We start from the raw sequence: 13,080 nt of genomic DNA, 5'->3' as shown, positions 1-13,080 counted from the left end.
TATGCTGAGCTTTCTCTGGGATTTGGCGTCGTTCATTGTTGCGCTTGGTGTTCTAATCACCGTGCATGAATTTGGCCATTTCTGGGTTGCTCGCCGTTGCGGCGTGAGAGTCGAGCGTTTTTCCATTGGTTTCGGCAAAGCGCTCTGGCGTCGCAAGGACAAGCAAGGTACGGAATTCGTTATTGCCGTCATTCCGCTTGGTGGTTACGTCAAAATGCTGGATGAGCGTGTTGAACCGGTGACGCCGGAAATGCGCCATTACGCCTTCAACAATAAAACCGTTGGCCAGCGTGCTGCGGTTATCGCGGCGGGACCGATCGCCAATTTCCTTTTTGCTATCGTGGCTTACTGGCTGGTGTTTATCATCGGTGTACCGGGTGTTCGCCCGGTTATTGGTGAAATTGCGCCCAATTCCATCGCAGCAAACGCGCAAATTACGCCAGGAACGGAACTTAAAGCGATTGATGGCATCGAAACGCCTGATTGGGACGCAGTGCGTTTGCAGCTGATCGCCAAAATTGGCGACAAGCAAACCACACTCAGCGTGGCTCCGTTTGGGAGCAATAACCGCCAGGACAAAGTTCTCGATTTACAACAGTGGAATTTTGCACCTGATAAAGACGACCCGGTAGCGTCATTAGGGATTCGTCCACGCGGTGCGCAGATTGAACCGGTATTAGCTGAGGTACAATTAGGCTCGGCTGCAAGCAAAGCAGGTTTGCAAGCTGGCGACAGGATCGTTAAAGTCGATGGTCAGCAACTAACGCAGTGGATGACGTTTGTCACCCTGGTGCGCGATAATCCGGGCACACCGTTAGCACTGGACATTGAAAGGCATGGGAGTCCCTTGTCTTTAACGCTAATACCGGATGCGAAACCCGGTAACAAGGCGGAGGGTTTTGCCGGCGTTGTGCCGAAAATTATCCCGCTGCCGGATGAATATAAGACAGTACGCCAGTACGGGCCATTTAGCGCCATCGCTGAAGCTACGGACAAAACGTGGCAATTGATGAAGCTGACGGTCAGTATGTTGGGGAAATTGATAACCGGTGACGTAAAACTGAACAACCTCAGTGGGCCGATTTCGATCGCTCAGGGGGCTGGGATGTCAGCAGAGTTCGGGTTGATTTACTACCTGATGTTCCTCGCGTTGATAAGCGTGAACTTAGGTATCATCAATCTGTTCCCATTACCTGTCCTCGACGGGGGGCATCTGCTGTTTTTAGCGATTGAGAAGCTGAAAGGCGGACCGGTATCCGAGCGGGTTCAAGACTTTAGTTATCGCATTGGCTCGATTTTGCTGGTGTTGTTAATGGGGCTTGCACTTTTCAATGATTTCTCTCGGTTGTAAGAGAGTTTGTTAGGAAGAACGCATAATAACGATGGCGATGAAAAAGTTGCTCATAGCGTCGCTGCTGTTTAGCAGCGCCACCGTATACGGTGCTGACGGGTTCGTAGTGAAGGACATTCATTTCGAAGGCCTGCAGCGTGTCGCCGTTGGTGCGGCCCTCCTCAGTATGCCGGTTCGCCCAGGCGACACGGTGAATGATGAAGACATCAGTAACACCATCCGCGCCCTGTTTGCCACTGGTAACTTCGAGGATGTTCGCGTACTCCGCGACGGTGATACCCTTCTCGTTCAGGTAAAAGAACGTCCGACAATCGCCAGTATCACTTTCTCCGGCAACAAGTCGGTGAAAGATGACATGCTCAAGCAGAACCTTGAAGCTTCAGGCGTACGTGTTGGTGAATCTCTGGATCGCACTACACTGTCTGATATCGAAAAAGGTCTGGAAGATTTCTATTACAGTGTCGGTAAATACAGTGCCAGCGTGAAGGCGGTCGTTACGCCTCTGCCACGTAACCGTGTTGACCTTAAACTGGTCTTCCAGGAAGGCGTATCAGCCCAGATCCAACAGATCAACATCGTCGGGAACCATGCGTTTACGACCGAAGAGCTGATCTCTACCTTCCAGTTGCGCGATGAAGTGCCATGGTGGAACGTGGTGGGCGATCGCAAGTACCAGAAACAGAAACTGGCGGGCGATCTTGAAACCCTGCGTAGTTACTATCTGGATCGCGGTTATGCGCGTTTTAATATTGATTCCACGCAGGTGAGTCTGACGCCGGATAAAAAAGGTATCTACATCACCGTCAACGTGACCGAAGGGGATCAGTACAAACTCTCTGGTGTTGAAGTTAGCGGCAATCTGGCGGGTCACTCCGCGGAGATTGAAAGCCTGACCAAAATCCAGCCGGGCGAGCTGTATAACGGCACCAAAGTGACCAAAATGGAAGATGACATTAAAAAACTTCTTGGTCGCTATGGTTATGCCTACCCGCGCGTTCAGTCGCAGCCGGAAATCAACGATACGGATAAAACCGTTAAGCTGCATGTAAACGTCGATGCGGGTAACCGTTATTACGTGCGTAAAATTCGCTTCGAAGGTAACGATACTTCGAAAGATGCCGTTCTGCGCCGCGAGATGCGTCAGATGGAAGGTGCCTGGCTGGGCAGCGACCTTGTAGATCAGGGTAAAGAGCGTCTGAACCGTCTGGGTTACTTCGAAACGGTAGATACCGATACGCAGCGTGTGCCGGGCAGCCCGGACCAGGTTGACGTCGTGTACAAAGTTAAAGAGCGTAACACCGGTAGCTTCAACTTCGGTGTTGGCTACGGTACAGAGAGCGGTGTGAGCTTCCAGGTGGGTGTCCAGCAGGACAACTGGCTGGGTACTGGCTACTCCGTGGGTATCAACGGTACGAAGAACGACTACCAGACCTATTCCGAATTCTCGGTGACCAACCCGTACTTTACGGTGGATGGTGTGAGTCTCGGCGGGCGTATCTTCTACAATGACTTTAAAGCTGACGATGCTGATCTGTCTTCCTACACCAACAAAAGTTATGGTCTGGATGGCACGTTAGGTTTCCCGGTTAACGAATACAATACCCTGCGTGTGGGCTTAGGCTATGTCCATAACGATCTGTCTAAGATGGAACCGCAGGTGGCGATGTGGCGTTATCTGGACTCCATTGGTCAAAGCGCCAGTAAAACCGACGATAATAACGGTTTCACGGCAAACGACTTCACCTTCAACTATGGTTGGACATACAACAACCTTGACCGGGGTTATTTCCCGACCAAGGGCTCACGTGTCAACCTGAACGGTAAGGTGACGATTCCGGGTTCCGATAACGAGTTCTACAAAGTTACAATTGATACGGCTTCCTACTTCCCGATCGATGACGATCATAAATGGGTTGTTCTGGGACGTACACGTTGGGGTTATGGTGACGGCTTAAGTGGTAAAGAACTGCCGTTCTATGAGAACTTCTATGCTGGTGGTTCCAGCAGCGTTCGTGGTTTCCAATCCAACAACATTGGTCCGAAAGCCGTTTATTACGGTGCGAAGGGGCTGGATAACTGTGATTCGACGACTAAGAAATACTGTAGTTCTAATGACGCCGTGGGCGGTAACGCAATGGGCGTGGCAAGCGTAGAGTTCATCACGCCGACGCCATTTATTAGTGAGAAGTATGCGAATTCTGTACGCACATCGTTCTTCTGGGATGCAGGTACCGTTTGGGATACCAACTGGCAAAACACTGCTGATATGAAAGCGTTAGGCATACCGGATTACAGTGACCCGAGCAATATCCGTATGTCCGCGGGTATCGCCTTACAATGGATGTCCCCATTGGGGCCGTTGGTTTTCTCCTACGCCCAGCCGTTTAAGAAATACGATGGAGACAAGGCAGAACAGTTCCAGTTTAACATTGGTAAAACCTGGTAACTTGCCGCAGCGAAGGAATGCATAAGTAGTGTCGTGATGGTGAGGCAGTGCGCTTCGTACTGCCTGCCAACGCAAAGAACGGTACCTTCGGGTACAAACGGGATGGTGAGGAGTTAATTGTGAAAAAGTGGTTATTAGCTGCAGGTGTAGGTTTGGCAATGGCAACGTCTGCTCAGGCGGCCGATAAAATTGCGGTCGTAGACATGAACAGCCTGTTCCAACAGGTTGCGCAGACTTCTGGCGTTTCTCAGACAATGAAAAACGAATTCAGTGGCCGTGCCAGCGAACTGCAGCGTATGGAATCTGACCTGCAGACTAAAATGCAGCGCTATCAGCGTGACGGTTCCACAATGAAAGCGGCCGATCGTACTAAGCTGGAAAAAGATATCCAGGCTCAGCGTCAGGATCTGGCACAGAAAGGTCAGGCTTTCGAGCAGGATCAGGCTCGTCGTTCTAACGAAGAACGTGGCAAGCTGATGACCAAAATTCAGGCTGCTGTGAAGAAAGTTGCTTCCGATCAGGGCGTGGATCTGGTTATTCCTTCTAACGCCGCTATCTACAACAGCAATGACGTTAAAGACATCACTGCTGATGTACTGAAACAGGTTAAATAAGTAATGCCTTCAATTCGACTGTCTGATTTAGCTCAACAGTTGGATGCAGAGTTACACGGTGATGGCGATATCGTCATCACCGGCGTTGCGTCCATGCAATCCGCTAAAGCAGGGCAAATCACCTTCATGGTAAATCCTAAGTACCGTGAAAGCTTAGCTGCCTGTCAGGCGTCTGCTGTCGTCATGACGCAGGACGATCTTCCTTTTGCCACGAGTGCGGCTCTGGTAGTGAAAAACCCCTACCTGACATACGCGCGCATGGCCCAAATTCTTGATACCACGCCGCAACCGGCTCAGAACATCGCCCCTGGGGCCGTGATCGATCCTGATGCGACGCTGGGAAACAACGTGGCGATTGGCGCAAACGCAGTCATCGAATCCGGCGTGACGCTTGGTGACAATGTTGTCATTGGCCCCGGCTGCTTCGTTGGGAAAAATACGAAAATTGGTGCGGGCTCCCGTTTATGGGCCAATGTGACCATTTACCATGAAATCGAGATCGGTGAGAATTGCCTGATTCAATCGGGCACCGTGATCGGTTCTGATGGTTTTGGTTATGCTAACGATCGCGGCACCTGGGTTAAGATCCCACAACTTGGTCGTGTCATCATCGGCGATCGTGTTGAAATTGGTGCATGTACCACTATCGATCGCGGTGCGCTGGATGATACCCGCATTGGTAACGGTGTCATCATTGATAACCAGTGCCAGATTGCACATAACGTCGTGATTGGCGACAATACCGCGGTTGCTGGTGGCGTCATCATGGCGGGTAGTTTGAAAATTGGCCGTTATTGCATGATTGGCGGTGCCAGCGTTATCAACGGGCATATGGAAATCTGCGATAAAGTCACCGTGACGGGAATGGGGATGGTGATGCGTCCTATCACCGAGCCAGGAATTTATTCCTCCGGCATCCCGCTACAGCCGAACAAGGTGTGGCGTAAAACCGCAGCCCTGGTGATGAACATTGATGACATGAGCAAGCGCCTCAAAGCTATTGAGCGTAAAGTCAATAAAGAAGACTAATAGCTCGCTCGCTACGTTTAAACTTCCCGGCCTGTCGGCATTCTTACGATTGCCGCGGGCCGTGTTATTATGGCCTTTTAGTATATTTAGACAGGAAGAGTATTTTGACTACTGACACTCATACTCTGCACATTGAAGAGATTCTGGAGCTTCTGCCGCACCGTTACCCGTTTTTGCTGGTAGACCGTGTGCTGGACTTTGAAGAAGGTCGTTTTCTGCGCGCAGTTAAAAATGTTTCGGTAAATGAGCCGTTTTTCCAGGGGCATTTCCCAGGCAAACCGATTTTACCTGGCGTGTTGATTCTGGAAGCGATGGCGCAGGCAACCGGTATTCTGGCGTTCAAAAGCGTCGGTAAACTGGAACCAGGCGAGCTCTACTACTTCGCAGGTATCGATGAAGCGCGCTTTAAGCGTCCGGTTGTGCCAGGCGATCAAATGATCATGGAAGTAACTTTCGAAAAAACGCGCCGTGGCCTGACTCGCTTCAAGGGTGTCGCGCTGGTAGACGGTAAAGTTGTTTGTGAAGCTACTATGATGTGTGCACGTAGCCGGGAGGCCTGATACGTGATTGATAAAACCGCCTTTATTCATCCTTCTGCCATTGTTGAAGACGGTGCCGTTATTGGTGCTAACGCTCACATTGGTCCGTTTTGTATTGTTGGCGCTAACGTCGAAATCGGCGAAGGCACCGTACTGAAGTCTCATGTTGTTATTAATGGCCATACCAAAATTGGTCGCGATAACGAGATTTATCAGTTCGCTTCCATCGGCGAGGTTAACCAGGATCTGAAATATGCTGGTGAACCGACCCGCGTGGAAATTGGCGATCGCAACCGCATCCGCGAAAGCGTCACCATTCACCGTGGCACGGTACAAGGCGGTGGGTTGACGAAGGTGGGCAGTGACAACCTGCTGATGGTCAATGCGCACGTTGCGCATGATTGCACCGTTGGCAGCCGCTGCATTCTGGCGAATAACGCCACACTGGCAGGCCACGTTTCCGTTGATGATTTCGCGATCATTGGCGGTATGACCGCGGTGCACCAGTTCTGCATTATCGGTGCGCACGTTATGGTTGGCGGCTGTTCTGGTGTCGCACAGGACGTTCCACCGTTCGTGATTGCTCAGGGTAACCACGCCACTCCGTTTGGTGTGAATATTGAAGGTCTTAAGCGTCGTGGCTTTAGCCGCGAAGCGATCACCGCAATCCGTAACGCGTATAAACTGCTGTACCGCAGCGGCAAAACGCTGGATGAAGCGAAACCTGAAATTGCCGAGCTGGCAGAACAGCATCCGGAAGTGAAAACGTTCATGGCGTTTTTTGAACGTTCCACGCGTGGTTTAATTCGGTAATGGTTGAACGTCGTCCGTTAACGATTGCCCTCGTCGCCGGAGAAACCTCCGGCGATATTCTTGGTGCGGGTCTCATCCGTGCACTGAGAGCGCGTATGCCCGATGCGCGCTTCGTCGGTGTTGCCGGGCCGCGTATGCAGGCCGAAGGCTGCGAGGCCTGGTACGAAATGGAAGAGCTGGCGGTAATGGGGATTGTCGAGGTGCTTGGTCGCCTGCGACGTCTGCTGCATATCCGTGCCGACCTCACGCGTCGCTTTAGCGAGCTTAAACCCGATGTCTTTGTCGGCATTGATGCACCCGATTTCAATATTACCCTTGAGGGGAACCTGAAAAAGAAGGGCATCAGGACCATTCATTATGTCAGCCCTTCGGTATGGGCCTGGCGCCAGAAACGCGTTTTCAAAATAGGCAGAGCCACCGACCTGGTGCTCGCATTTCTGCCTTTCGAAAAAGCGTTTTACGATAGATTCAATGTTCCCTGCCGTTTTATCGGTCATACCATGGCGGATGCGATGCCGCTGGATCCGGATAAAAATGCGGCGCGGGACACATTAGGCATTCCCCATGACGCGCATTGCCTTGCGTTACTTCCGGGCAGCCGTGGCGCAGAGGTTGAGATGCTGAGCGCTGACTTTTTGCGTACGGCGCAGCTGTTGCGTAAGCATTATCCGGACCTGGAAGTTGTGGTGCCGTTAGTGAATGCAAAGCGTCGCGAGCAGTTTGAACGCATCAAAGCGGATGTGGCCCCTGAGCTGCGCGTGCATATGCTGGATGGCCTGGCGCGGGAAGCGATGATCGCCAGTGATGCTGCATTGCTGGCATCCGGCACAGCCGCGCTGGAGTGCATGCTGGCGAAATGCCCGATGGTGGTGGGTTATCGAATGAAGCCGTTTACCTTCTGGCTGGCGAAGCGTCTGGTTAAAACCGATTACGTGTCGCTGCCCAATTTACTGGCGGGTCGTGAGCTTGTTAAAGAGCTGCTGCAGGATGACTGTCAGCCTCAGGCGCTGGCTGATGCGTTACTCCCCCTGTTGGCAAATGGCAAAACCAGCCATGCGATGCACGATATTTTCCGGGAACTGCATCTGCAGATCCGCTGTAATGCCGATGAGCAGGCCGCAGATGCCGTACTGGAGTTGGCACAATGATGGAATTTATTTACCCCCATACACACCTGGTTGCCGGTGTGGATGAAGTTGGACGCGGCCCGTTGGTTGGCGCAGTGGTGACTGCTGCTGTTATCCTCGATCCGGCGCGTCCTATTATCGGTCTTAATGACTCGAAAAAATTATCTGAGAAACGCCGTCTGGCATTGTTTGACGAGATCAAAGAGAAGGCGCTGGCCTGGAGTCTGGGCCGTGCAGAGCCGCACGAAATCGACGAGTTAAATATTCTGCATGCCACGATGCTGGCGATGCAGCGTGCGGTCGCTGGTTTGGGTATTATTCCGGAGTATGTTCTCATTGATGGCAACCGTTGCCCCAAACTGCCGATGCCTTCGCTGGCGGTTGTAAAAGGTGACAGTCGGGTGCCTGAAATCAGCGCCGCCTCCATTCTGGCGAAGGTCACCCGCGATGCAGAAATGGCCACGCTCGATCTGACTTTTCCTCAATACGGTTTCGCGCAGCATAAAGGCTATCCAACCGCTTTCCATCTGGAAAAACTGGCTGAGCATGGCGCAACGGAACATCATCGGCGCAGCTTTGCGCCCGTCAAACGCGTGCTGGGCCTTGTGTCCTGATTCTGTGACGTGAAGAGATCTGAAAATGGCTGAACCACGTTTCGTACACCTGCGGGTGCATAGCGACTACTCCATGATAGACGGGCTGGCGAAAACCGGGCCGCTGGTGAAAAAGGCGGCCGCGCTCGGCATGCCAGCGCTGGCGATCACCGATTTTACCAACCTGTGTGGCCTGGTGAAGTTCTACGGAACGGCCCATGGCGCGGGGTTAAAACCGATTGTGGGGGCCGATTTTCATGTTCAGAGCGAACTACTCGCGGACGAACTGACGCAGCTCACTGTACTGGCAGCAAACAACGTCGGCTATCAAAACCTGACGCTGCTAATTTCTCGTGCCTATCAGCGTGGGTACGGGGCGGCGGGGCCATGGATTGACCGCGACTGGCTGGTTGAGCTGAAAGACGGGCTGATCCTGTTGTCTGGTGCCCGGATGGGGGATGTTGGTAAAAGCCTGATGCGCGGTAATAGCGCGCTGGTCGAGCAGTGCGTGGCGTTTTACGAAGAGCATTTCCCCAACAACTATTATCTCGAACTGATTCGTACCGGTCGCGCGGACGAAGAGAACTATTTGCATGCGGCGGTACGGCTCGCCGAAGAACGCGGTCTGCCTGTTGTGGCGACCAATGACGTGCGTTTTATCGATGCGGGCGACTTTGATGCCCATGAAATCCGTGTCGCGATTCACGACGGCTTTACCCTTGATGACCCCAAGCGTCCGCGTAATTACTCTGCGCAGCAATATATGCGCAGCGAAGACGAGATGTGTGAGCTTTTCTCTGACATCCCGGAAGCGCTCGAAAACACGGTAGAAATCGCCAAACGTTGTAACGTCACGGTGCGTCTGGGCGAATACTTCCTGCCCCAGTTCCCGACCGGGGATATGACCACCGAAGATTTTCTTGTCGCGAAGTCGAAAGAGGGGCTGGAAGAGCGCCTGGCATTCCTTTTCCCGGATGAGGCGGTCCGTAAAGAGAAACGCCCTGAGTATGATGAACGTCTGGATATTGAACTCCAGGTTATTAACCAGATGGGGTTCCCGGGCTACTTCCTTATCGTTATGGAATTTATCCAGTGGTCGAAAGATAACGGTGTGCCGGTAGGGCCGGGCCGTGGTTCGGGTGCAGGATCGCTTGTGGCGTACGCGCTGAAAATTACCGACCTCGATCCGCTGGAATTCGACCTGCTGTTCGAACGTTTCCTTAACCCGGAACGTGTCTCCATGCCCGACTTCGACGTTGACTTCTGTATGGAAAAACGCGATCAGGTTATCGAGCACGTAGCAGATATGTACGGGCGTGACGCGGTATCGCAGATTATTACCTTCGGTACGATGGCGGCGAAAGCGGTTATCCGCGACGTGGGCCGCGTGCTGGGGCATCCGTACGGTTTTGTGGATCGTATTTCTAAGCTGGTGCCGCCCGATCCTGGTATGACGTTGGCGAAAGCCTTTGAAGCGGAACCGCAACTGCCAGAAATCTACGAGGCTGACGAGGAAGTCAGAGCGCTAATTGATATGGCGCGTAAGCTGGAAGGCGTCACGCGTAACGCCGGTAAACACGCCGGTGGTGTGGTTATCGCGCCGACCAAAATCACCGATTTTGCACCGCTCTATTGTGATGAGGCGGGGCAACATCCGGTCACCCAGTTTGATAAGAACGACGTGGAATACGCGGGTCTCGTGAAGTTTGACTTCCTGGGGCTGCGTACGCTCACCATCATCAACTGGGCGCTGGAGATGATCAACGCCCGCCGAGAGAAGAACGGCGAGCCACCGCTTGATATCGCCGCTATCCCGCTCGATGACAAGAAAAGCTTCGACATGCTGCAGCGCTCGGAAACCACAGCGGTCTTCCAGCTTGAATCCCGCGGCATGAAAGACTTGATCAAGCGTCTGCAGCCTGACTGCTTCGAAGATATGATAGCCTTGGTGGCCCTGTTCCGTCCGGGCCCACTGCAATCGGGAATGGTGGATAACTTTATCGACCGTAAGCACGGGCGCGAAGAGATTTCCTACCCGGACGTACAGTGGCAGCATGAGAGTCTGAAACCGGTACTGGAGCCGACCTACGGCATCATCTTGTATCAGGAACAGGTGATGCAGATAGCCCAGGTGCTGTCTGGCTATACCCTCGGCGGCGCGGACATGCTGCGTCGTGCGATGGGTAAGAAAAAGCCGGAGGAGATGGCCAAGCAGCGCGGGACCTTCGAAGAAGGGGCGAAGAAAAACGGCGTTGACGGCGAGCTGGCGATGAAAATCTTCGACCTGGTGGAGAAATTCGCCGGGTACGGATTTAACAAATCGCACTCTGCTGCCTATGCTTTAGTCTCATACCAGACGCTGTGGCTGAAAGCGCACTATCCGGCAGAGTTTATGGCGGCGGTAATGACCGCCGATATGGACAACACCGAGAAGGTGGTAGGCCTGGTGGACGAATGCTGGCGCATGGGGCTCAAGATCCTGCCGCCGGATATCAACTCTGGTCTGTACCATTTCCACGTGAATGACGACGGTGAAATTGTTTACGGCATTGGGGCTATCAAAGGCGTGGGTGAAGGCCCGATTGAAGCGATCCTCGAGGCTCGTAATAACGGCGGCTATTTCCGGGAACTGTTTGATCTCTGTGCCCGTACCGACACCAAAAAACTCAATCGCCGGGTGCTGGAAAAACTGATAATGTCCGGGGCGTTTGACCGCCTTGGGCCGCATCGGGCCGCGCTGATGAATTCCCTCGGCGACGCCCTGAAAGCGGCAGATCAGCATGCGAAAGCGGAAGCCATTGGTCAGGCGGATATGTTCGGTGTCCTGGCAGAAGAGCCCGAACAGGTGGAACAGTCTTACGCCAGTTGCCAGCCGTGGCCAGAGCAGGTGGTGCTGGACGGTGAACGTGAAACCCTGGGGCTGTACCTGACCGGGCATCCGATCACCCAGTATTTAAAAGAGATCGATCGTTACGTCGGTGGCTACCGACTAAAAGACATGCACCCGACCGAACGTGGCAAGGTCACCACGGCGGCGGGGCTGGTGATTGCTGCGCGGGTTATGGTCACCAAGCGCGGCAATCGTATTGGCATCTGTACTTTGGATGACCGTTCCGGGCGCCTGGAAGTGATGTTGTTCACGGACGCCCTGGACAAATATCAGCAACTGCTGGAAAAAGACCGCATACTGATCGTCAGCGGACAGGTCAGCTTTGATGACTTCAGCGGGGGGCTTAAAATGACCGCCCGCGAAGTGATGGACATTGACGAAGCTCGTGAAAAATATGCGCGCGGGCTTGCTATCTCGCTGACGGACAGGCAAATTGATGACCAGCTTTTGAACCGACTCCGTCAGTCTCTGGAACCCCATCGCTCGGGGACCATTCCAGTACATCTCTACTATCAGAGGGCGGATGCACGTGCACGATTACGTTTCGGCGCAACGTGGCGTGTCTCTCCGAGCGATCGTTTATTAAACGATCTCCGTGGCCTCATTGGTTCGGAGCAGGTGGAACTGGAGTTTGACTAATACAGGAATACTATGAGTCTGAATTTCCTTGATTTCGAACAGCCGATTGCCGAGCTGGAAGCGAAAATCGATTCTCTGACGTCAGTAAGTCGTCAGGATGAAAAACTGGATATTAACATCGATGAAGAAGTGCATCGTCTGCGTGAAAAAAGCGTAGAGCTGACGCGCAAAATCTTTGCCGATCTTGGTGCATGGCAAGTCGCTCAGCTGGCACGCCATCCGCTGCGTCCATACACCCTGGATTATGTCCGCCTCGCATTTGATGAATTCGACGAGCTGGCTGGCGACCGCGCTTATGCGGACGACAAAGCCATCGTCGGTGGTATCGCTCGCCTTGACGGTCGCCCGGTGATGATCATCGGCCACCAGAAAGGACGTGAAACCAAAGAAAAAATTCGCCGCAATTTTGGTATGCCGGCACCGGAAGGGTATCGCAAAGCGCTGCGCCTGATGGAAATGGCTGAACGTTTCAATATGCCGATCATTACCTTTATCGACACCCCAGGCGCATACCCTGGCGTGGGCGCGGAAGAGCGTGGTCAGTCTGAGGCGATCGCGCGTAACCTGCGTGAAATGTCCCGTCTGAGCGTACCGGTCATTTGTACCGTTATCGGTGAAGGCGGTTCTGGCGGTGCGCTGGCCATTGGCGTGGGTGACAAAGTGAATATGCTGCAATACAGCACTTATTCGGTTATCTCGCCGGAAGGCTGTGCGTCCATTCTGTGGAAAAGCGCAGACAAGGCACCATTGGCTGCCGACGCAATGGGTATCATTGCACCGCGTCTGAAAGAGTTGAAACTGATCGACTCGATCATTCCGGAACCGTTAGGTGGCGCACACCGTAACCCGGAAGCCATCGCGGCCTCTCTGAAAGCGCAGTTGATTGCAGATCTGGCGGATCTGGACGTGCTGAGCAAAGACGATCTGCGTAATCGCCGTTACCAGCGTCTGATGAGCTATGGTTACGCCTGATAAGCATTGAAAGATCATTCTGAAAAGCCACACAGTGTTGTGGCTTTTTTTATACCCCCTGTTTACC

The 13,080-nt window shown here is 53.1% G+C and carries 10 protein-coding genes; all 10 read left to right on the top strand.

Annotation, left to right across the window (positions count from 1 at the left end):
- Position 1 precedes the first annotated feature (1 nt).
- Positions 2-1,351: a sigma E protease regulator RseP gene (rseP, locus tag ABIB59_RS21330; protein ID WP_039078439.1), complete on the top strand. Its 1,350-nt coding sequence runs from the start codon at positions 2-4 to the stop codon at positions 1,349-1,351.
- Positions 1,352-1,382: 31 nt separating this feature from the next.
- Positions 1,383-3,797: an outer membrane protein assembly factor BamA gene (bamA, locus tag ABIB59_RS21325; protein ID WP_071193679.1), complete on the top strand. Its 2,415-nt coding sequence runs from the start codon at positions 1,383-1,385 to the stop codon at positions 3,795-3,797.
- Between the two features lie 119 nt (positions 3,798-3,916).
- Entirely contained in the window at positions 3,917-4,411 is a 495-nt protein-coding gene (gene skp, locus ABIB59_RS21320) for a molecular chaperone Skp (RefSeq protein WP_039078473.1), read from the top strand.
- A gap of 3 nt (positions 4,412-4,414) precedes the next feature.
- Positions 4,415-5,440 carry a UDP-3-O-(3-hydroxymyristoyl)glucosamine N-acyltransferase gene (gene lpxD / locus ABIB59_RS21315; protein ID WP_039078441.1) on the top strand — a complete coding sequence of 342 codons (1,026 nt, stop codon included), beginning with the start codon at positions 4,415-4,417 and terminating at the stop codon, positions 5,438-5,440.
- Positions 5,441-5,544: 104 nt separating this feature from the next.
- Positions 5,545-6,000: a 3-hydroxyacyl-ACP dehydratase FabZ gene (gene fabZ / locus ABIB59_RS21310; RefSeq protein ID WP_004145858.1), complete on the top strand. Its 456-nt coding sequence runs from the start codon at positions 5,545-5,547 to the stop codon at positions 5,998-6,000.
- A 3-nt stretch (positions 6,001-6,003) separates the two neighbouring features.
- Positions 6,004-6,792 carry an acyl-ACP--UDP-N-acetylglucosamine O-acyltransferase gene (lpxA, locus tag ABIB59_RS21305; protein WP_039078442.1) on the top strand — a complete coding sequence of 263 codons (789 nt, stop codon included), beginning with the start codon at positions 6,004-6,006 and terminating at the stop codon, positions 6,790-6,792.
- Positions 6,792-7,940, top strand: coding sequence for a lipid-A-disaccharide synthase (gene lpxB / locus ABIB59_RS21300; RefSeq protein ID WP_354036948.1), 1,149 nt, complete (start codon positions 6,792-6,794; stop codon positions 7,938-7,940). The genes lpxA and lpxB overlap by 1 nt, the downstream gene beginning before the upstream one ends.
- Positions 7,937-8,533 carry a ribonuclease HII gene (rnhB, locus tag ABIB59_RS21295; protein ID WP_039078444.1) on the top strand — a complete coding sequence of 199 codons (597 nt, stop codon included), beginning with the start codon at positions 7,937-7,939 and terminating at the stop codon, positions 8,531-8,533. Before lpxB ends, rnhB begins: the two co-directional genes overlap by 4 nt.
- 25 nt (positions 8,534-8,558) lie before the next feature.
- A complete protein-coding gene (gene dnaE, locus ABIB59_RS21290) occupies positions 8,559-12,041 on the top strand; it encodes a DNA polymerase III subunit alpha (protein WP_079497216.1) in 3,483 nt (1,160 codons plus the stop codon).
- A 12-nt stretch (positions 12,042-12,053) separates the two neighbouring features.
- Positions 12,054-13,013 (top strand): acetyl-CoA carboxylase carboxyl transferase subunit alpha, encoded by a 960-nt coding sequence (accA, locus tag ABIB59_RS21285; protein ID WP_039078446.1) that lies wholly within the window; start codon positions 12,054-12,056, stop codon positions 13,011-13,013.
- Positions 13,014-13,080 lie beyond the last annotated feature (67 nt).

It is taken from the genome of Citrobacter sp. UYEF32 (assembly GCF_040546205.1).
Classification (GTDB): domain Bacteria; phylum Pseudomonadota; class Gammaproteobacteria; order Enterobacterales; family Enterobacteriaceae; genus Phytobacter; species Phytobacter diazotrophicus.
Note: the sequence above shows the minus strand (reverse complement) of the source record. Positions and strands in the feature narration are given on the sequence as shown.